Annotated in this window: 20 protein-coding genes; 6 read left to right on the top strand and 14 right to left on the bottom strand. The window is 68.8% G+C overall.

Annotation, left to right across the window (positions count from 1 at the left end; translation table 11 throughout):
• Window positions 1–64 precede the first annotated feature (64 nt).
• The 4 genes from QAR72_RS14020 to meaB form a co-directional block, all read right to left on the bottom strand.
• A complete protein-coding gene (locus tag QAR72_RS14020) occupies window positions 65–376 on the bottom strand; it encodes a hypothetical protein (protein WP_304618000.1) in 312 nt (103 codons plus the stop codon).
• 155 nt (window positions 377–531) lie between these two features.
• On the bottom strand, window positions 532–822 hold the full coding sequence (gene rpmB / locus QAR72_RS14025) for a 50S ribosomal protein L28 (protein ID WP_304618001.1): 291 nt from the start codon (window positions 820–822) through the stop codon (window positions 532–534).
• Between the two features lie 124 nt (window positions 823–946).
• Entirely contained in the window at window positions 947–2,077 is a 1,131-nt protein-coding gene (locus QAR72_RS14030; RefSeq protein WP_331497660.1) for a bifunctional transcriptional activator/DNA repair enzyme AdaA, read from the bottom strand.
• A complete protein-coding gene (gene meaB / locus QAR72_RS14035) occupies window positions 2,074–3,054 on the bottom strand; it encodes a methylmalonyl Co-A mutase-associated GTPase MeaB (protein ID WP_304618003.1) in 981 nt (326 codons plus the stop codon). Before meaB ends, QAR72_RS14030 begins: the two co-directional genes overlap by 4 nt.
• 152 nt (window positions 3,055–3,206) lie before the next feature.
• Between meaB and QAR72_RS14040 the strand changes: the two genes are divergently transcribed.
• The 4 genes from QAR72_RS14040 (at window position 3,207) to QAR72_RS14055 (ending at window position 6,160) form a co-directional block, all read left to right on the top strand.
• The gene (locus tag QAR72_RS14040; RefSeq protein ID WP_304618004.1) at window positions 3,207–3,653 is read left to right on the top strand and encodes a SoxS protein; all 447 of its coding nucleotides are present in this window, start codon (window positions 3,207–3,209) and stop codon (window positions 3,651–3,653) included.
• A 14-nt stretch (window positions 3,654–3,667) separates the two neighbouring features.
• A complete protein-coding gene (locus QAR72_RS14045; RefSeq protein ID WP_442953583.1) occupies window positions 3,668–4,015 on the top strand; it encodes an ArsR/SmtB family transcription factor in 348 nt (115 codons plus the stop codon).
• A 117-nt stretch (window positions 4,016–4,132) separates the two neighbouring features.
• Window positions 4,133–5,425, top strand: a complete 1,293-nt coding sequence (serS, locus tag QAR72_RS14050; RefSeq protein ID WP_304618005.1) for a serine--tRNA ligase — start codon at window positions 4,133–4,135, stop codon at window positions 5,423–5,425.
• A 114-nt stretch (window positions 5,426–5,539) separates the two neighbouring features.
• Window positions 5,540–6,160: a hypothetical protein gene (locus QAR72_RS14055; protein ID WP_304618006.1), complete on the top strand. Its 621-nt coding sequence runs from the start codon at window positions 5,540–5,542 to the stop codon at window positions 6,158–6,160.
• Window positions 6,161–6,167: 7 nt separating this feature from the next.
• On the opposite strand, the gene der is transcribed toward QAR72_RS14055, so the two are convergent.
• From der to QAR72_RS14100, 9 genes are all read right to left on the bottom strand, one after another.
• Complete coding sequence (der, locus tag QAR72_RS14060; RefSeq protein ID WP_304618007.1) at window positions 6,168–7,649, bottom strand: ribosome biogenesis GTPase Der; 1,482 nt, start codon at window positions 7,647–7,649, stop codon at window positions 6,168–6,170.
• The gene (locus tag QAR72_RS14065; RefSeq protein WP_304618008.1) at window positions 7,646–8,971 is read right to left on the bottom strand and encodes a PQQ-like beta-propeller repeat protein; all 1,326 of its coding nucleotides are present in this window, start codon (window positions 8,969–8,971) and stop codon (window positions 7,646–7,648) included. Before QAR72_RS14065 ends, der begins: the two co-directional genes overlap by 4 nt.
• 43 nt (window positions 8,972–9,014) lie before the next feature.
• On the bottom strand, window positions 9,015–9,683 hold the full coding sequence (locus QAR72_RS14070) for a tetratricopeptide repeat protein (RefSeq protein WP_304618009.1): 669 nt from the start codon (window positions 9,681–9,683) through the stop codon (window positions 9,015–9,017).
• A gap of 170 nt (window positions 9,684–9,853) precedes the next feature.
• Window positions 9,854–10,453: a superoxide dismutase gene (locus QAR72_RS14075; protein WP_304618010.1), complete on the bottom strand. Its 600-nt coding sequence runs from the start codon at window positions 10,451–10,453 to the stop codon at window positions 9,854–9,856.
• Between the two features lie 206 nt (window positions 10,454–10,659).
• Window positions 10,660–11,178, bottom strand: coding sequence for a sarcosine oxidase subunit gamma (locus QAR72_RS14080; RefSeq protein WP_304618011.1), 519 nt, complete (start codon window positions 11,176–11,178; stop codon window positions 10,660–10,662).
• The gene (locus QAR72_RS14085) at window positions 11,171–14,095 is read right to left on the bottom strand and encodes a sarcosine oxidase subunit alpha family protein (RefSeq protein ID WP_304618012.1); all 2,925 of its coding nucleotides are present in this window, start codon (window positions 14,093–14,095) and stop codon (window positions 11,171–11,173) included. Before QAR72_RS14085 ends, QAR72_RS14080 begins: the two co-directional genes overlap by 8 nt.
• Window positions 14,092–14,451, bottom strand: coding sequence for a sarcosine oxidase subunit delta (locus QAR72_RS14090; RefSeq protein WP_304618013.1), 360 nt, complete (start codon window positions 14,449–14,451; stop codon window positions 14,092–14,094). The genes QAR72_RS14085 and QAR72_RS14090 overlap by 4 nt, the downstream gene beginning before the upstream one ends.
• Window positions 14,452–14,577: 126 nt before the next feature.
• On the bottom strand, window positions 14,578–14,865 hold the full coding sequence (locus QAR72_RS14095) for a hypothetical protein (protein WP_304618014.1): 288 nt from the start codon (window positions 14,863–14,865) through the stop codon (window positions 14,578–14,580).
• 105 nt (window positions 14,866–14,970) lie between these two features.
• Entirely contained in the window at window positions 14,971–16,239 is a 1,269-nt protein-coding gene (locus QAR72_RS14100; protein ID WP_304618015.1) for a sarcosine oxidase subunit beta family protein, read from the bottom strand.
• 167 nt (window positions 16,240–16,406) lie between these two features.
• Between QAR72_RS14100 and QAR72_RS14105 the strand changes: the two genes are divergently transcribed.
• The gene (locus QAR72_RS14105) at window positions 16,407–17,342 is read left to right on the top strand and encodes a cation diffusion facilitator family transporter (RefSeq protein WP_304618016.1); all 936 of its coding nucleotides are present in this window, start codon (window positions 16,407–16,409) and stop codon (window positions 17,340–17,342) included.
• Window positions 17,343–17,391: 49 nt separating this feature from the next.
• On the top strand, window positions 17,392–18,234 hold the full coding sequence (locus QAR72_RS14110; protein WP_304618017.1) for an EcsC family protein: 843 nt from the start codon (window positions 17,392–17,394) through the stop codon (window positions 18,232–18,234).
• On the opposite strand, the gene QAR72_RS14115 is transcribed toward QAR72_RS14110, so the two are convergent.
• A partial coding sequence (locus QAR72_RS14115; RefSeq protein ID WP_304618018.1) for a 3'-5' exonuclease occupies window positions 18,201–19,099 on the bottom strand: 899 nt, incomplete at its 5' end. The genes QAR72_RS14110 and QAR72_RS14115 overlap by 34 nt on opposite strands.

Below are 19,099 nucleotides of genomic sequence, written 5' to 3' on the forward strand. Positions count from 1 at the left end.
GCGAAAAAAGCAAGTTTCGTCATTGGTCTTATCCTTGGTCTGTCAGGGTGTTTCCGGTCGGGGATCAGGCCCCGACAGGCGGCCCCCTGACCCGCACCTGCCGCGTCGCGGCGGCGGTGACGGACCCCAGTGAGACAGGCGGCCTCGCCTGCGGCAGGGCCGCGCGGGCGGGCAAGGCCGCATCGGGCGCGGCGGTGGCCGCCATCAGCGACAGCGCCATGTCCGGGCAGAGATGCGCGCTGGCCTGATCGGGATCGGCGGGCAGCCTTGTGACAACAACGCCATGGCCTGTGCACAGCACAACCTCGTCGCCGATCTGCACGGTGCCGCGGGCCGAGCCCAGCCCGATGCTGGTCAGCGCGACGATCAGAATCAAAAATGCGGCAAGCGGGCGCGACATGGTGCCGATCTAGCGCGATGCGCGGCCCGCGTCATCAGCCATTGCGTCGCGGGGCGAATAGGCGACGCATCGGCACAAACGACAAGACCCCGCCAAGGGCGGGGCCGGGTCGGTCCAAAACGGCGCGGCGATCAGGCCTGCGCGGTCTCGGCCTTGGACAGCTCGCGCTTGATCTTCAGCGCGCGGTCGGACAGCTCGCTGTCCTTGGCTTTCGCCAGGAAGGCGTCAAGCCCGCCACGGTGATCGACCGAACGCAGAGCGGCGGCCGAGATGCGCAGCGAATAGCCGCGGCCCAGCTTTTCCGACATCAGCGTGACGTCGTTCAGGTTCGGCAGGAACCGGCGACGGGTCTTGTTGTTGGCGTGGCTGACATTGTTGCCGGTCATCGGGCCTTTGCCGGTCAGTTCGCAGACGCGCGACATGGTGTTGTTCCTTCGTCTCAGCTATGCGGGAGGACCGGCGGGGTCCGTCCCAATGTGAAAGGGCGCCGCGAGGCAGCGCCCGGAATTCCGTTCGCGGGTGGATACAGCCAAGCCGGGGGGGCCGTCAACCCTTGGCGGACAGATTCGCCGCCCATTCGGCTTCCAGCGCGATCAGCCTTTCCTTACGCCAGAGCCCCCCCGCATAGCCCTGCATCCGCCCATCCGCCCCGATCACCCGATGGCAGGGCACGACCAGCGCCAGCCGGTTGGCGGCATTGGCCGCCGCGACCGCGCGCACCGCACGCGGCGCGCCGACGGCGCGGGCCAGATCGGAATAGCTGCGCGTCTCGCCGGGCGGGATCCGGCGCAGTTCCTGCCAGACCATGCGTTGAAAATCAGTGCCATGCAGCTTCACGGGCAGGTCGGGCGCCACCCCGCGTCCGGCCAGATAATCGGCCAGAACAGCCTCGGTCCGATCGGTGACCGGCGTCCGCCCCAGCCCGATCCGCCCACCCAGCAGAACCGAAATCCGCGCCAGCCCCGCCGGCAGCGCCTTGCGCTCGACAAATTCCAGAAGATGCAGGTGGGTGTCGTCAGCGATCACGATCATCGCGCCCAGGGGCGTGTCGATCCAGTCGGCCAGTGCGCCGCCCTGCCCCTGCATCTGGCGCGGCGCATGACCGAACAGCCGCCGGAACGCCGCCCGGAACCCCGAGGCCGATTCGAAGCCCGCATCCAGTTGTGCCTCGATCACCGGCGCCCCCTGTTTCAGCATCGCCACGCCCTGACGCAGCCTTGCGGCGCGGGCCATGGCCAGAAAGCTCTGCCCAAAGCGGCGGCGGAAGAGCCGCCTGACGGTCGAGGGGTCGTGCCCGCGCGCGACCAGATCGCCCTCGGACCAGCGCCGCGCCGGATCGGCCTGCAGCGCGGCCAGCAGATCGGCGACGACCGGCGCCCCCTCATCCAGCGGATCGCAGCGGCGGCAGGGGCGAAATCCCTGCGCCAGCGCGACTGCCGGATCGTCGAACCAGCGGCAATTCTCGGGGCGCGGCTTGCGGGCCGGGCAGCTCAGGCGGCAGAGGATGCCGGTCGTCGCCACCCCCACCCAGACGCGCCCGTCATGGGCGGGATCGCGCGCCAGAAGCGCCGCATAAAGGCTGTCGTGATCGGTCAAGTCGCGCATGGTGCCTCCTGTCCCGCCCATCATGGCCGATTCGGCGGGGCGGCGGGCGTCAGGATCGGGCAGCGCATTCATGCGGGCACGCGCGGGGCGTCCAGCCAGTCCAGCATGGTCTGGACTGCCGCACCCGGAAGGACCGCGCCCAAGGCGACCTCCTGCCCCAGGGCCGCGATGCGGGCGCGGGCCTCGGGCGTCTCGATCCGGGCCAGCAGCGCGGCGCGCAGCTCTGCCTCGAACCATTGGCGGGACTGGGCGGCGCGGTTGGCGGTGAAATGCCCCTCGGCCCGCCGCCAATCGGTCAGGGCCTGCATCTGCGACCAGGCATCGGCCAGCCCATCGCCTGTGGCAGCCGAGACGGGCAGCGCCTTGGGAAAGCCCGGCGCGTCCTGCGGACGCTTTCGCAGCAGGCGCAGCGCGCCGGCGTAATCGGCCACCGTCCGGCGGGCGGGCGACAGAAGCTCTCCGTCCGCCTTGTTCACCAGGATCAGGTCGGCGCTTTCCATGATGCCGCGCTTGACGCCCTGCAATTCGTCGCCCCCCGCAGGCGCCAGCAGCAGCACGAACAGGTCGGTCATCTCGGCCACCAGCGTCTCGGACTGGCCGACGCCGACGGTCTCGACCAGAATGACGTCATGGCCCGCCGCCTCGCACAGGCGGATCGCCTCGCGCGTGCGCCGCCCCACCCCGCCAAGCGTCGCCCCGGACGGCGAGGGCCGGATATAGGCCGCAGGGTCGCGCGACAGCAGGTCCATCCGCGTCTTGTCGCCCAGGATCGAGCCCCCCGACCGGGTCGAGGACGGATCGACCGCCAGCACGGCCACACGCAGCCCCTGCCCGGTCAGCATCAGCCCGAACGATTCGATAAAGGTGGACTTGCCGACGCCGGGCGTGCCCGACAGGCCGATCCGCAGCGCCTGCCGTTCAGGCAGGGCCGACAGCAGCGCCTGCGCGCGGGCGCGGTGGTCGGGGCGCGTGGATTCGACCAGCGTGATCGCACGCGACAGGGCGCGGCGGTCGCCCTTGCAGAGCGGGTCAAGCAGGTCGTCCGTCATCGGCCCTCGCATCGCTGGCCCCCTTCCGGGCGGCGCCTGCGGCCGAGATTGGACCAGAGGCGCGGCACGGGCAATCCCCCGGACCCGACCCTGCGGCTTGCGCGGACCGGGCCGGGCACCTAGATCAGGGGCTCACCCGCAGGATCACGACCATGCCCCGCCCTTCCCGTCCGGCCCCAGGCGGCACGACCGCGCCGCACCGTCGCGCGCTGATCCTGGGCGCGGTGGGCCTGTTGCTGGCGGGACGGCCCGCTTTTGCGCTGGACTGGCGGCGCCAGCCCCTGCGGCTGATGGCCGTCACCTCGCGCGATTGCCCGCAATCGGCGGCATGGCTGGCCGAGACGGCGCCCGACCTGGCGCGGCATCCGACGGGGCGGCTTGCCCCGCTGCTGCTGGTGGACATTGACGGCCCCTATCCCGACGGCTTGCTGCTGGACGCGCGCCCCCGGCTGACGCCCTGCTTCATCCTGTTGCGGCAGGGCGCTGAATTGGGCCGTTTCGAGGGCTATTCCGGAAAAGATCATTTCCACGCGGCCCTGAAAGCCTTACTGAAAGACACGGATCAGACCGCGCATGGCGTGCGGTCGTCACAAGGATGATCAAAATGATGGAGATGTCCGGGAAGAGCGATTCTCTGGACGACGCAGAGCCGGTCTCGCGCGACCGCGAGCTTGCCGAGATGGTGGCCCGCGCCGCAGAGGCCAGCGCCTTCATGAAAGCTCTGGCGCATGAGGGCCGCATGATGATCCTGTGCCACCTTTCGGGGGGCGAAAAGACCGTCAGCGAGCTGGAAGCGCTGCTGGGCCAGCGTCAGGCCGCGGTCAGCCAGCAGCTCGCCCGCCTGCGGGCCGAGGGGCTGGTCGAATGCCGCCGCGACGGCAAGGCGCGCTACTACTCGGTCTCGGATCCCCGAGCGGCCGAGGTGGTGGCGCTGATGTATCGGCTGTTCTGCGCGGGCTGATGGCCCTGCGGACGCAGTCGCCGCGATAATCCGGGCAGGCATCAGGGCCGGGCTTTCTGTCCGGCCCTTCATGCGCTAGGCAGGCGTCACCGATGACCCGAGCCGTGAAGGTGCCCCATGCATGACATTCGTGCGATCCGCGAAAACCCCGAGGCCTTTGAGCAAGCGCTGAACCGGCGCGGCCTGTCGGGCCTGACCGCGCAGATCCTGTCGCTGGATGCCGAGCGCCGCGCCCGGATCAGCGCCGCCGAGACCGCTCAGGCCGAGCAGAACCGCGCCAGCAAGGAGGTCGGCGCCGCCAAGGCGCGCGGCGACGATGCCGAATTCGAACGCCTTCGCGCGCTGGTCGCCGAGAAGAAGGCCGACATCGCCCGGATGGGCGCCGAGGCCGAGGCGCTTGACGCCGAGCTGCGCGATCTGCTGCTGGGCATTCCCAACCTGCCGCTGGACAGCGTGCCGGACGGCGACGACGAGGACGGCAATGTCGAACTTCGCCGTTGGGGCACCCCTCGCGCGCTGGATTTCACGCCGGTCGAGCATTTCGAGATTGCCGGCGCCCGGGCGGGACTGGATTTCGAGACCGGGGCCAAACTGTCGGGCAGCCGCTTCGTCGTGCTGAAAGGCGCGGTCGCGCGCATCCACCGCGCGCTTGCGCAGTTCATGCTGGACCTGCATGTCGACCGGCACGGGCTTGAGGAAACCTGGACCCCGGTCTTGGTCCTCGAGGACATGATGGTCGGCACGGGGCAATTGCCCAAATTCGGCGAGGACAGCTATCAGACGCGCGAGGGCTGGTGGCTGATCCCCACCTCGGAAGTGACGCTGACGAACACTGTGAACGGCGATCTTCTGGATCATTCCGCCCTGCCCCGCCGCATGGTCGCGCACAGCCAGTGTTTCCGTTCGGAAGCCGGTAGCGCAGGCCGCGACACGACGGGCATGCTGCGCCAGCACCAGTTCGAGAAGGTCGAGATGGTCTCGATCACCGACGCCGAGTCGGGTCTTGCCGAACATGACCGCATGACCCGCTGCGCCGAGGCCGTGCTCGAGGCGCTGGAACTGCCCTATCGCACGATCGTGCTGTGCACCGGCGACATGGGCGCGGGCGCGCGCATCACCCACGACATCGAGGTCTGGCTGCCCGGCCAGAACCGCTACCGCGAGATCAGCAGCGTCAGCTATTGCGGCGATTATCAGGCGCGCCGCATGAATGCGCGCTATCGCCCCGAAGGCGGCGGCAAGCCGGAATTCGTCCACACGCTGAACGGGTCGGGTCTGGCGGTCGGGCGGACGCTGATCGCGGTGCTGGAAAACGGCCAGCAGGCCGATGGCTCGGTCAGCCTGCCCGCAGCCCTGTCGCGCTACTTGGGGGGCGCGACGCGGCTTTCCTCCGAAGGCGCGCTGGTCTGAGACAAACAGCCCGCCCCCGCGCAACCGGCGGGGGCGGCGCCGCGTTTCGGAGACATGGCACGGTTTCGCACCCTTCTGCACAGCAGCGCATCGGCGCTTTTCCTCATTGCGGGGGTGTCGCAGGCTGTCGTGCTGCCCGGTCGCTGGCAGGGGCCGGGGACAGGTCTGATCCGCGCCTATCTTGCGCCTGAAAGCGTGGTGATGTGGGCGCTGCTCCTGGCCCTCTGGGCGATGGTCGCGCTGGACCTTGTCGGACAATGGATCGAACCGTCCGAGGGCGCGGGCGTCACCACCCCGATCATTCCGTCGCTGATCCTTGCCGCGATCCTGCCGTGGGCCGCGGGGGGGCAGCCTGTCCTTCTGTTCCTCGGGCTGGCCGGCGCCACTGGCGCGGCACTGATCGCAGCGCGCCGGGCGGTGGGAAGGCACCGACCCGCAATCGGCTTTCTGGCAGGCTGGCTGACGGCCCTGACCTCGGCGGCGCTGGCCGTCACGGTCGCCACCCTGACGCCCCTCGGCATGGCGGCCTCGGCCGCCCTTGCCATCCTGCCCGCAGCCGCCGTCGGCGCGGCGGCGCAGGCCTGGATCGGCCCGGCCATCGGCTATTCGGCGGCGCTGATCTGGGCCTTCTGCGCGATGGCGGTCAGCACGATGGGCAGCGATCCGCTGACCGCGATCTCGGCCACGCTTGGCATCGCCGCGATGACGGTCGTGCTGGTCCGCGCCGCGTCCTGAGCCGCGCTCAGCCTTTGGGGCGCTGGCGGTTCTTGTGCTTGGACAATGCGCCCGACTGATTGATCTTTGCGGCCTTGGCCTTGTAGGGGTTGTCGATCCCCTGATCGCGGAAGGTCAGCCGGATCGGCGTTCCGGGCAGGTCGAAATCCGCGCGCAGACCGTTGATCAGATAGCGCTGATAGCTGTCGGGGATCTGGTCCACATGCGTCGCCTTGACGATGAAGGCCGGCGGCCGCGTCTTGATCTGCGTCATGTAGCGCAGCCGGATGCGGCGCCCGCCCGGCGCGGGAGGCGGGTGGCTTTCAGTCATCACGCTCAGCCACTGGTTCAGCCGCGCGGTCGAGATGCGCCGGTTCCAGACCTCGTGCGCCTTCAGCACCGCTGCGTGCAGCCGGTCCAGCCCCTTGCCCGTCCGGGCCGAGACCGTGACCAGAGGCGCGCCCTTCAGCTGCGGCAGCAGGCGCTCGAAATTGGCGCGCAGCTCGTTCAGCTTCTGGGGCTTGTCCTCCTCCAGATCCCACTTGTTCGCTGCGACGACGACGGCGCGGCCCTCGGTCTCGGCGAAATCGGCGATCCGCAGGTCCTGCTGCTCGAACGGGATGTTCACGTCCAGCAGCACCACGACCACCTCGGCAAAGCGGACGGCGCGCAGACCATCGGCCACGGAAAGCTTTTCCACCTTGTCCGTGACCTTGGCGCGCTTGCGCATGCCTGCCGTGTCGAAGATCCGCATGGGCGTGCCCATGAATTCGGTCGTGACGCTGATCGAATCGCGGGTGATCCCGGCTTCCGGGCCGGTCAGCAGGCGATCCTCGCCCAAGATCGTGTTGATCAGCGTGGACTTGCCCGCGTTGGGCCGACCGATCACCGCCAGCTGCAGCGGACGCTGCGCCGAGGGGCGCCAGTCATCCGCGCCCTCGCCGGTTTCGGCATCGCTTTCCGAAATCTCGACATCGGTCTCGGCGGCGATGGGGGCGGGACGCTCGGCCTCGATCCGGTCGGCCAGGGGCACCAGCGTCGTGTAAAGGTCGTCCATCCCTTCGCCATGTTCGGCAGAGATACGCAGCGGCTCGCCCAGGCCCAGACTGTAGGCCTCCATCGCGCCGGATTCGCCCGCGCGGCCCTCGGCCTTGTTGGCGGCGACGATGACATGCTTGGCGCGGCGGCGCAGGATGTCAGCGAAGTATTCGTCGGCGGCGGTCACGCCGACCCGCGCGTCGATCACGAACAGGCAGATGTCGGCCTCGTCCACGGCGCGTTCGGTCAGGCGGCGCATGCGTCCCTGAAGGCTGTCATCCTCGGCCATTTCCAGACCGGCGCTGTCGATCACGACAAAGCGCAGATCGCCCAGCCGCGCCGCGCCCTCGCGCAGGTCACGGGTCACGCCGGGCTGGTCGTCGACCAGCGCCAGACGCTTGCCGACAAGCCGGTTGAACAGGGTGGATTTGCCGACATTGGGCCGGCCGACGATGGCGAGTGTGAATGTCATCTGAACGCGTGCAACTGGCCGTTGCGCGCAACGACGTATAGGGTTTGTCCGGCAACGACCGGTGCGGCGGCGGCTCCGCCGGGAATCTCGGCCTGCGCGACCATCGTCCCCGAAGCCGGGTCGAAGACGCGCAGCAGCCCGTCGCTGGAGGCGACGAACAGTCGCCCCCCCGCAAGGATCGGGCCGTAATGGGCATGGATGCGGTCCTGACGGCGCACCCTTTCGGTTGTGTAATAGGGCATGGCGCGGCGCCAGATCACGCCGCCGGTCGCTGCGTCCAGACGGATCAGCTCGGCCTGGTCATTGACGGCAAAGACCGACCCGCCGGCCACCACGACCGGGCTGTTCGCCCCGTCGCGCGATGACCATTCGGTCAGCCCCGTGGCCAGATCGACCGCCTGGATGCGGCCCGCCGAGGTGCCGGCATAGACGCGGCTGCCCTGGATCACCGGATCGCCGGTCATGTCGCGGATCACCGCGATGCTGCGACCCGGACGGGTGCCCGCGACCTGAGTGTTCCAGTTCGTCACGCCGCTGTCGCGGTCCACGGCCAGCAATTCGCCCGAGGAGAGCGCAAAGATCACCTGCCCGCCCTGCACGGCGGGGACCGAGACGCCCATAACGCCCGAACCCGATTGCGTGCCGCCGGTCTGCCACAGCACACGGCCATCCGTGGCGCGCACGGCCCAGCCAACATTGTTGCGGGCGACGACATAGACGATCCCGTTCTGCACCGCGGGACCGCCGCCGATGGGCGCGCCGACGCGCTGGCGCCAGAGAACGCCACCCGAGGCGGCATCCAGCGCGACCAGTTCGCCGAAGCCGGTGGTGACATAGACCCGGCCCGCCTCGTAGGCGAGGCCGCCGCCCGAGGCGCTGTCGCGCGCCTCCAGTGCGGGTGTGATGTCCGTGGTCCAGACCCGCCCGCCATTCGGAGCGGTTGCGGTGACGCCCGCGCGGCTGTCCAGCGTGTAGATCAGCCCGCCACCCAGGATCGGCTCGGCCACGATGCGGTGGCGGCGGGTATCGCCCTGCCCGATCGGCGCCGACCAGATGCGGCTGGTCCCCTGCCCCAGCGCCACATGGCCCGGCTGATGGGCCGCATTGCCCGCCCGATGCGTCCATTCCGCATTGGTCGATGGCGCCGCCAGGTTCAGCGCGGTGGTGGTGATGCCGGCGGGTCCGTCGATGGCGGGCCCATCGGGCGAGGTCACGGCCAGCGGGTCAAGCCTTTCGCCCGGCAGGATCACGTCGCGGTCGCCGCAGGCCGCCAGGGACAGACCCGCCAGCAGCAGCACGGAATATCGCAGATTGGGACTCATGCCTCGGGCTCTCCCTTCGTCGGATGTCGTGCGGCGGCGCGGCTCAGTTCGCCACGCCCGAAGGCATGGCAAGCTGCGGCTCGGGTTCGCTGCCAAGGGCGATCATCATCTCGGACAGGCGGCGGCGCAAGGCTTCGCTGAGACCGTCCTTCTGCTGGATCTGCCGGATCAGCGTCAGGGCGTCCTCGGCCCTTCCCGCGCCGATCAGGGCCACGGCCTTCTGTTCCAGCGCCAGCAGCTCGAACGGAGCGCCCGCGCGCGACAGATGGGTCAGCATCGCGTCGCGTTCCGAGGCATCCATCTCGGGCCCGGCCAGCATCACCAGCTTCAGCTGTGCCAGCTCCGACAGCGCCCCGCCCTCGGCCGAGGTCTCGCGCAGCGTGGCGACGGCGGCCTCGCGGTCCCCCGCCTCGACCTGGGCCGAGGCCGCCAGCAGGCGCGCCAGCGTCGCGCGCCCCTCGCGGCCCTCTGGCGCGACGGCCAGCAGGGCGGCGGTGTCGCCGCTTTCCTCGGCCGCAAGGATTGCATTGCCCCAGGCCTCGGCGCTGCTGCGTTCCTGCGCGCGGCTGTATTCGCGCCAGCCCGCACCGCCGACGATCAGAAGGATGACGGCGATGCCGATCCAGCCATAGCGGCGGAACGCGCCGTAAAGCCGGTCGCGGCGCAGTTCCTCGGTGACCTCGTCGATGAAGCTGTCGTTCTGGTTGGCCATGGCCGCCTTCGTGCGAGAAAAATCGGTTTGCAGGCCGTCTTATACCGCGCGCGGGCGAAATGCCAATGGCGCAGCCCGTTCCCTCCATGACGTTCGCTTGTGCGCCCGGCATCCGAGCCATGAAAAAGGCCCGCCTGTGGGGGCGGGCCTTGGGCGTCGGGGCGACGGGGTCAGAGGCGCGAGGCCACGTTTTCCCAATTCACCAGCTTGTCGAGGAAGTTTTCCAGGTATTTCGGGCGCGCATTGCGGAAGTCGATGTAGTAGCTGTGCTCCCACACGTCGCAGCCCAGCAGCGCCGTCTGACCGAAGCAAAGCGGGTTCACGCCGTTCTCGGTCTTGGTGATCTTCAGCCCGCCATCGGTATCCTTGACCAGCCAGGCCCAGCCGGAACCGAACTGACCGACGCCGGCCTCGGTGAACTTCTTCTTGAAGTCCTCGACCGAGCCGAAGCTGTCCTTGATCGCGGCTTCCAGCTCGGACGGCATGGCGCCGGGGTTCGGGCCCATCATTTCCCAGAACTGGGCATGGTTCCAGTGCTGGCTGGCATTGTTGAAGATGCCGTTCTGCGCGACCGCGCCGGGCTGGTAGGTGCCCTTGACGATGTCCTCGAGCGACTTGCCTTCCCATTCGGTGCCCTGGACCAGCTCGTTCAGCTTGTCCACATAGGCCTTGTGGTGCTTGTCATGGTGAAATTCCAGCGTCTCGCGCGACATGCCGCCTTCGGCCAGCGCGTCGTGGGAATAGGGAAGATCGGGAAGCGTGAATGCCATGATCCGGTCCTTTCAAGGGGTTGGAAGCTTTGCCGGGCGCACAGTCCCGCATTGACGGGACTAAAGCAAGGGGTGGCCCGCATCCGCCTGTTCAACGCCGACAGCCTGCCGGGGTTCCTTGCGGCAAGGGGCTGAGGGGGGCTTTCCGCCCCCCTCTTGGCCTGCGGCCAATTCACCCCCCGAGGATATTTGCACCAAGGCAAATCCTAGCGGGGGGCGAGACCGGTGCCGGGGCGGGCGGCCTCGGAGAGGATGAGGCCGAGATAATCGGCGGTGGAACGGAAGCCGATCACCCGCAGGCCACCGGGGATGCGCCAGAAGGCGGCGGCGGTCTGGGCCGCGCGGCTGCGGCGCAGCGTGCCGGGCGCCAGATGCGCCAGATCGACCGGGGAGAGCTTGGCGATGACGTCATCGGCATGCGGGCCGGTCACGTCGAAGACCGCGCGGGCATCCGACATGTCGGCCACCAGCGCATGTTCGCCCGCCAGCGCCTGCTCGAGCAGTTGCAGCGCCTCGTCCCTGTCGGCTTCGGGCAGGATCAGCAGAAGCTCGTCCGGAGACATCCAGCCGAGGCTGCGCGTGCCGTCCGTCGTGATGCCGGTCCGGTCGGGGATGGCAAGGCCGATGGCCTCGGCCAGGGCGTCGCCCGCGCGGGCGAGGCCGGCGCGGATCGTGATCATGGCCAGCCCCTCGATGCGGGCGACCTGTGCGAGGATCTCAGCCATTCAGGCGGCTCCCTTCCTTGTCGTAGAAGACCGGATCGCAGATGCGGCCCTGCAGCACCTCTCCCGAGGGCATCGGGAAATCCAGCACCTGGCCCATGCGCGCGGGGCCGTGCCGGACCAGCGCCATCGCGATCGGCTTGCCGAGCGTGGGCGAGTGGTAGCTGGAGGTGATGCGGCCCTGGACCTTGCGCTGGCCATTGCCGTTCGTCCCCTCTGCCACGGCATGGGCGCCGTCGGGGATGACCTTGTCCGACAGGCTTTCGATGCCGACCAGTTTCCAGCGGTTGCCGTCGGTCATGTGCAGCCGCTTCTGTGCGCGCTTGCCGATATAGTCGGGCTTCTTCTTCGAGATCGCCCAGTCGAGGCCCAGATCCTGCGGGATGATGGTCCCGTCAGTCTCGTCCCCGATCATGATGAAGCCCTTCTCGGCGCGCATCACGTGCATCGCCTCGGTCCCGTAGGGCGTGATGCCGAAATCACGGCCCTCGCGCTGCAGGGTCTGCCACAGTTCCAGCCCGCGCCCGGCGGGGACGGCGATCTCGTAGCTGAGTTCGCCCGAAAAGCTGATGCGGAAGATGCGGGCGGGAATGCCGGCCAGTTCACCCTCGGCCCATTGCATGAAGGGCAGCGCGGCCAGGTCGATCGTGCCGGGCAGCCGTTCCAGCAGCGCGCGGGCCTTGGGGCCTGCGACCGCGATCTGGGCGAATTGCTCGGTCAGGTTGGCGGTGTAGACCTTCCAGTCCCACCATTCGCATTGCAGCCAGTCTTCCATATGGCCGTGGATGCGCTCGGCCCCGCCGGTGGTGGTGTGGCAGAGCCAGCTGTCCTCGGACAGGCGCGCGACCACACCGTCATCCATCAGGAAGCCGTTCTCGTTGCACATCAGCCCATAGCGGCATTTGCCGACCGGCAGCGTGGACATCATGTTCGTGTAGAGCATGTCGAGGAAGCGCCCGGCATCCGGCCCCTTGACGAGGATCTTGCCCAGAGTCGAGGCGTCCAGCGTGCCGACGCCGCCCCGCACGGCCAGGATCTCGCGGTTGACGGCGGCGTGGCGATCCTCGGCCCCCTGCGGATAGCAATAGGGGCGGCGCCACTGGCCCACGGGCTCGAAGCTGGCGCCGTGGGTCTCGTGCCACCCGTGGATCGGGGTCTTGCGCAGGGGCTGGAACGCCTCTCCCCTGGCCTCGGCGGCGATGGTGGCCAGCGTCAGCGGCGTGTAGGGCGGGCGGAAGGTCGTGGTGCCGGTCTGCGGGATCGGCTGGTCCAGGGCCGCCGACAGGATCGCCAGACCGTTGATGTTGCTGACCTTGCCCTGATCGGTCGCCATGCCAAGCGTGGTGTAGCGCTTGGTATGTTCGACCGAGGCATAGCCTTCGCGCGCGGCCAGTTCGACATCGCTGACCTTCACGTCGTTCTGGAAATCCAGCCACATCTTGGTGCGCAGCTTGTAGGGCGCGCGGGCGGGCATGACCCAGACGGGCATGGTCGCGCCCTCGGGCTGTTCCAGATCGCCCGCGCAGGCCAGATCGCCATTGGCCGCGCCCGTGACGGTGACGTTGCCCTTGCCGTCCGCGCCAAGGGGCGGGCGGTCGGGATCGGGGCGGAACATCGCGGCCTGATCGTCCCAGACCAGCTTGCCGCCGCAATGGGACCACAGATGCACGACCGGCGACCAGCCGCCCGACATGGCGATCACGTCGCAGGCGATGGTTTCCAGCACGCGGCCCTCGCCGGACTGGTCGCAGATGGCGGCGGCCTCGACATGTTTGCCGCCCTTGACCTTGGCAATGCCGGTCCCGGTCAGGACGCGGATGCCCGCCTCGCGCGCGGCCTGCGGCAGGGCGCCGTCGGCCAGAGGGCGCGCGTCGATGATCGCGGGCACGTCAAGGCCCGCCGCGCGGGCCGCCAGGGCGGTGCGGTAGGCATCGTCGTTGTTGGTGACGACAAGGATGCTCTGGCCCGGCGCGACGCCGTAATCGGTGATGAAGTCGCGCACTGCGCTGGCCAGCATCACGCCGGGCACGTCGTTGCAGGCAAAGGACAGGGGCCGTTCCAGCGCGCCGGTCGCGGTTACCACATGGCCCGCCCGGATGCGCCACAGGCGCTGGCGCGGCAGGCCCGCATTCGGGTCGTGATCGGCGATGGCCTCGCGCGCGATCAGGTAGCCATGGTCGTAAAGCCCCGTCGCCATCGTGTTGCGGCGCAGCGTGACGTTCTCGCGGCCCCGAAGATCGGCCAGCAGCGCATCGACCGCGGCCTGACCGCCCGGATGGTCGGTCGGCGTGCGCCCGCCCCAATGCGGGGCCTGTTCCAGCACGATCACCCGCTGGCCGGAAGCCGCCGCATCGCGCGCGGCCGTCAGACCGGCAATGCCGCCACCCACGACGACCAGATCGGCAAAGGCATAGGCCTGTTCGTAACGGTCGGGATCGGCCTCGACCGGGGCGGCGCCCAGGCCCGCGCTGCGCCGGATGACAGGCTCGAACAGGTGCTTCCAGAAGGGGCGGGGATGGATGAAGGTCTTGTAATAGAAGCCCGCCGGAAACAGAGGCGACAGCCAGTTGTTCACCGCCATCAGGTCGGCGTCGAGGCTGGGCCAGCAATTCTGGCTGCGCGTCACCATGCCCGCCACGAGGGGCGTCGTGGTTGCGCGCTGGTTCGGCTCGAACCGCCCGCCCTGCCCCAGAGACAGCAGCGCGTTCGGCTCTTCCGCGCCCGAGGCGATGGGGCCGCGCGGGCGGTGATACTTGAAGGACCGGCCCATCAGCATCTGGCCGTTGGCCAGCAGAGCCGAGGCCAGCGTGTCGCCCGTCACCCCGCGCAGATGGCGGCCATCGAAGCGGAACGGGATCTGGAAGGCGCGGTCGATCAGGCGGCCACCCTGGGCCAGGCGGAACGGAGGCGTGCGGGTCATTCGGCGGCGCTTTCGGCTTGGGCTTGCTCTGGTGTCCAGTCGGGTTGCCAATCGGGGCGGTGGGCGCGGATCGCGTCGACGATCTCGGCCGGGGGATGGGGGGTCTGGGCCTTGTAGGTGCCGAAGACCTGAAGGCTGGCGGTGCAGCGCGCGGCCAGAAACCACTTGCCGCAGCCATAGGCATGGCGCCAGCGTTCGAAATGCACGCCCTTGGGGTTCTTGCGCGCGAACAGATAGGCCTCGAAATCCTCGTCGCTGCCGTCCGGGCCGACGCGTTTCAGATGCGCCTCGCCGCCCGGATGAAGTTCGGTTTCCTCGGCTTCGACGCCGCAATAGGGGCAGGTCAGGGTCAGCATGGGCGCGTCCTTGATCGGCTGGGGGGCGGGCATGTGAAAGCGCCCGGATGGCGGAACCATCCGGGGCGCATGGGATCGTGTCGCGGGCGGGCACCCGAAGGCGCCCGTCCGTCTGGATGGCGTGCGTCAGTTCGCCGGAGCGGGCGTGGCGGCAGGGTCGCCAGCGGGCGCGGGCTCGACGCCGGCGCCCGGCGTGGTGTCTGCGGGCGCAGTTTCCGGCGAGGCGTCGATGATGACGGTGTCATTGCCCGGCGTGGCGGGGTCTGCCGCAGGCGCGGTCGTCCCTGCGGGCGCGGTCGTGTCCACTGTGCCGGTGCCGGTGTCGCGGCCGGACATGAAGAAGAACAGCAGCGCGACGACGACGACGATGCCGCCGACGATGAAATACAGCCCGTTGTTGTTGCGTTCAGCCATGATGGTCCCTTTCGGTCAGTCGTTCGACCTACCAAAGCCGCACAGCCGTTGAAAGTTCCCGCAAAAATCCCCATCAGCAAGGCTCCGCCACGTCACCGCGCTCCGTCAATGCGCCACGCCCGCGGCCACGGATTCGTCGATGAAGCGCCCCTCGCGGAAACGGTTCAGCCCGAATTCGGCGGCCAGAGGGCCCGGCGTGCCCTTGGCGACCAGTTCCGCCATGGCCCAGCCCGAGCCGGGAATTGCCTTGAACCCGCCGGTGCCCCAGCCGCAATTCACGAAGATCCCGCCCACCGGCGTCGCCGACAGGATCGGCGAACGGTCGCCCGTCATGTCAACGATCCCGCCCCATTGCCGCAGCATCTTGAGACGCGAGATCATCGGGAAGGTCTCGATCAGCGCGCGCACGGTTTCCTCGACATGCTGCCAGCTTCCGCGCTGCGTGAAGTTGTTGAACCCGTCGGTGCCGCCGCCGATCACCATCTCGCCCTTGTCGGATTGGGACATGTAGCCGTGGACCGTGTTCGCCATCACGACGACATCCATGCAGGGCTTGATCGGCTCGGAGACCAGCGCCTGCAGCGCGACGCTTTCGATGGGCAGGCGGAAACCCGCCATTTCGGCCAGCTGGCTGGAATGGCCGGCCACCACGATCGCCAGCTTCTCGCAGCCGATCCGGCCCTTCGAGGTGCTGACGGCGCGGACCTGGCCGCCCTCGGTCTCGACGCCCTGAACCTCGCAGTTCTGGATGATGTGCATGCCCATGTCGCTGCAGGCGCGGGCATAGCCCCAGGCCACCGCGTCGTGCCGGGCCGTGCCGCCCCGCGCCTGATAGAGCCCCCCCAGGACCGGGTAACGCGGGCCGTCCAGGTTGATGATCGGCACCAACTCCTTGACGCGCGCCGGCTCGATCCATTCGGTCGCGACGCCTTGCAGGTGGTTGGCGTGGACGGTGCGGCGATAGCCGCGGACCTCGTGTTCGGTCTGGGCCAGCATGATCAGGCCGCGCGGGCTGAACATGATGTTGTAGTTCAGGTCCTGGCTGAGTGTCTCGTAGAGGCTGCGCGCCTTTTCATAAAGCGCGGCCGAGGGGTCCTGCAGATAGTTCGACCGGATGATCGTCGTGTTCCGCCCCGTGTTCCCGCCGCCCAGCCAGCCCTTTTCCAGCACCGCGACATCGGTGATGCCGAAATTCTTGCCAAGGTAATAGGCCGTCGCTAGGCCGTGCCCGCCTGCACCGACCACGATCACCTTGTAGCGGCCCCGAGGCTCGGGGCTGGCCCAGGCGCGGTTCCAGCCGCTGTGCTGGCGCAGCGCCTCGCGGGCGATGGCGAAGACGGAATAACGACCGGAGCGGGGCGCGTCAGGGGGCATGGTGACTCCTGCTGGGACTCGGGGCAGAATGGCCAAGGCTGCGCCGTCACTCAAGACGCGTTGCGGCAGATCACGACGAAATGCGACATCGCGCCCCCTCGCCGCAGGCACCGGCAACCGCCCGGTGGTTCAGGGCGTTCGGCCCCATGCAACCAGAGAAGACGACCATGACCCGCCCCCATCCGACCGAACAGAGCGTCCTGCGCTTTTCCATCGCCATGACCTTCGTGCTGGCCCTGATCGGGATCGGATTCGGGCTGGCCAGCGGGGCGTCCTCGATCATCTTCGACGGGATCTATTCGCTGATCGATGCCAGCATGACCACGGTCGCGCTGGTCGTGTCGATGCTGATCACCGCGACCATGGCCGAACGGCGGCAGGCCAAGCTGGCGCACCGCTTCACGATGGGGTTCTGGCATCTGGAGCCGATCGTGCTGGGCGTCAGCGGCGTGCTGCTGACAGGGGCGGCGCTCTATGCGCTGGTGACGGCGGTGAACAGCCTGCTGACCGGCGGCCGCGATCTGGATTTCGGGCAGGCGATGATCTACGCCGCGCTCGTCCTGATCGTGGCCATCGCCATGGCAATCCGCAACCGGCGCGCCAACCGGCGCATCGGATCGGGCTTCGTCGCGCTGGACGTGAAGGGCTGGACCATGTCGGCGGGGCTGACCGGGGCGCTGCTGGCGGCCTTTGTCTTCGGCTGGCTGATCCAGGGAACGACGCTGGAACCGCTGTCGCCCTATGTGGACCCCGCGATCCTGGCGCTGGTCTGCCTTGTGCTGCTGCCCCTGCCGATCCCCGACATCCGGCGCGCCCTGTCCGACATCCTGCTGATCACCCCGCCCGAGATGAAGGCCCATATCGACAAGGTCGCCGCCGCGATCGTCGCCCGGCACGGCTTTCTGGACCACCGCGCCTATGTCGCCCGCGTCGGCCGGGGCCGCCAGATCGAGCTGTTCTTCATCGTCCCCGCCGGCGCCCCCGCCCGCAAGCTGGAGGAATGGGACGCCATCCGCGACGAGGTCGGCGAGGCGATCGGCGGCGAAAGCCCCGACCGCTGGCTGACCATCGCCTTTACCACCGACCCCGAATGGGCCGATTGACCGCGCCGGTCCGGCTTCCCACATCAAGGTCATCTGCACAGGAGCGACCATGACCCTGCCCATCGACCCCAAGGCGCCGCTGCAAGCCGAACTGGACCGGCTGGCCGCATCGCAACTGCAAAGCCGCGGCCTGCTGATGCGCGGGGTCGAGGCCGTGGGCCGCCTGACCGAAGGCGCCGCGACCACGGTTCTGGGCCTGTCGCCCATCGCGCTGGAAAAGGTGCTGGAAAGCGCCTTCACCCAGCTTTACGACCTGTCCGGCCGGGGCGAGCGGATCAGCGTCGTCCGCGAGGCGCCGCTGATCGCCAACCGCGCGGCGGCGGTGATCTCGGGCGCGACGGGGGGCTGGTTCGGGCTGGCGGGGATCGTGCCGGACCTGATCGCCTCGACCACGGTGATCTTCAACGCCATTCAGAAGGTCGCGCGCCAGCACGGTTTCGACACGACCGACCCGCAGGTGCGGCTGGAATGCCTGTCGGTCTTTCAATACGGCGAACCCGGCGAGGCGGGCGATGCCGCCGCCAAATCGTTCCTGGCCAACCGCGTCCTGACCAACGGTCAGGCGGTCTCGGCGCTGATCTCGCGCTTTGCCAGCGGTTTTGCCTCAAAGCTGACGACCAAGCTGGGGGCGCAGGCCGTGCCGGTTCTGGGCGCGGCGACGGGGGCCGCGATCAACTACGCCTTCGTCGATTATTACGAGCGCGTGGCCCAGATCCATTTCCGCCTGCTGCGGCTGGCCGAGGATCACCCCACCGCCGACATCCCCGCAGAATATGCCGCAGCCCTGCGCCGCGCCCGCAGCAATCCGCGCGGTCTGGCGGCCAGCCTGAAGCGCATCACCGACCCGGCGCGCAAGGCTCAGAACGGCACGTCGTCTCCGCCTGCGGGCTGAACATAGGACGCCTTGACGTTCTTGAAGCCCGCATCGAACTGGACGGTCAGCGTGTCCTCGGCGATGCCCATGATCCGGCCCTCGCCGAACTTGGCATGGACCACCATGTCGCCCACCGAAAACCGCGCCGCCGGCGCCGCGTCGATCGTGACCGGCACACGGCCGACAGGCGACTGACGCTCTGACGCGCGGGCCTGCATCCGCTTCCAGCCGGGCGAATTGTAGACATCCGCCTTCGAGGCGCGGTCATGCATCTGGGTGCTGCCCGCCGCCGCCATCGCCGCGCCGTAACCGCCACCGTAAAGTCCCGGCGGGGTCAGCACCTCGACATGCTCCTCGGGCAGTTCGTCGACAAAGCGTGACGGCATGGAGCTTTGCCATTGCCCATACATCCGCCGGTTGCCCGCGAAGCTGATCGTCGCCAGCCGCTCGGCCCGGGTGATGCCGACATAGGCCAGCCGCCGTTCCTCCTCCAGCCCGCGCGTGCCCTGCTCGTCCATGGCGCGCTGGTTGGGGAACAGCCCGTCCTCCCATCCCGGCAGGAAGACGACCGGGAATTCCAGCCCCTTGGCGGCGTGCAGGGTCATGATGCTGACCTGCTCGACCTGATCGCCATCGTCGCGGTCCATGACCAGCGCGACATGCTCCAGAAAGCCCTGAAGGTTCTCGAACTCCTCCAGCGCCTTCACCAGTTCCTTGAGGTTGTCCAGCCGGCCCGGCGCGTCAGGCGACTTGTCGTTCTGCCACATCGCGGTATAGCCGGATTCGTCCAGAAGACGCTCGGCCAGTTCGACATGGCCGGCCCCGTCGCGCACCGCCATATGCGACCGCCCCATCAGGCCCACGAAGTCGCGCAGATTGGCGC

Source organism: Paracoccus sp. (in: a-proteobacteria), from assembly GCF_030604785.1.
Taxonomy (GTDB): domain Bacteria; phylum Pseudomonadota; class Alphaproteobacteria; order Rhodobacterales; family Rhodobacteraceae; genus Paracoccus.

Coding starts and splice junctions, on each gene's coding strand:
- der (WP_304618007.1), bottom strand. CDS start 7,649: ATGACATTCACACTCGCCATCGTCGGCCGGCCCAATGTCGGCAAATCC.
- meaB (WP_304618003.1), bottom strand. CDS start 3,054: ATGACGGACGACCTGCTTGACCCGCTCTGCAAGGGCGACCGCCGCGCC.
- QAR72_RS14080 (WP_304618011.1), bottom strand. CDS start 11,178: ATGGCTGAGATCCTCGCACAGGTCGCCCGCATCGAGGGGCTGGCCATG.
- QAR72_RS14030 (WP_331497660.1), bottom strand. CDS start 2,077: ATGAATGCGCTGCCCGATCCTGACGCCCGCCGCCCCGCCGAATCGGCC.
- QAR72_RS14085 (WP_304618012.1), bottom strand. CDS start 14,095: ATGACCCGCACGCCTCCGTTCCGCCTGGCCCAGGGTGGCCGCCTGATC.
- QAR72_RS14065 (WP_304618008.1), bottom strand. CDS start 8,971: ATGAGTCCCAATCTGCGATATTCCGTGCTGCTGCTGGCGGGTCTGTCC.
- QAR72_RS14100 (WP_304618015.1), bottom strand. CDS start 16,239: ATGCCCCCTGACGCGCCCCGCTCCGGTCGTTATTCCGTCTTCGCCATC.
- QAR72_RS14040 (WP_304618004.1), top strand. CDS start 3,207: ATGCCCCGCCCTTCCCGTCCGGCCCCAGGCGGCACGACCGCGCCGCAC.
- QAR72_RS14075 (WP_304618010.1), bottom strand. CDS start 10,453: ATGGCATTCACGCTTCCCGATCTTCCCTATTCCCACGACGCGCTGGCC.
- rpmB (WP_304618001.1), bottom strand. CDS start 822: ATGTCGCGCGTCTGCGAACTGACCGGCAAAGGCCCGATGACCGGCAAC.
- QAR72_RS14110 (WP_304618017.1), top strand. CDS start 17,392: ATGACCCTGCCCATCGACCCCAAGGCGCCGCTGCAAGCCGAACTGGAC.
- QAR72_RS14105 (WP_304618016.1), top strand. CDS start 16,407: ATGACCCGCCCCCATCCGACCGAACAGAGCGTCCTGCGCTTTTCCATC.
- QAR72_RS14095 (WP_304618014.1), bottom strand. CDS start 14,865: ATGGCTGAACGCAACAACAACGGGCTGTATTTCATCGTCGGCGGCATC.
- QAR72_RS14090 (WP_304618013.1), bottom strand. CDS start 14,451: ATGCTGACCCTGACCTGCCCCTATTGCGGCGTCGAAGCCGAGGAAACC.
- QAR72_RS14070 (WP_304618009.1), bottom strand. CDS start 9,683: ATGGCCAACCAGAACGACAGCTTCATCGACGAGGTCACCGAGGAACTG.
- serS (WP_304618005.1), top strand. CDS start 4,133: ATGCATGACATTCGTGCGATCCGCGAAAACCCCGAGGCCTTTGAGCAA.
- QAR72_RS14045 (WP_442953583.1), top strand. CDS start 3,668: ATGTCCGGGAAGAGCGATTCTCTGGACGACGCAGAGCCGGTCTCGCGC.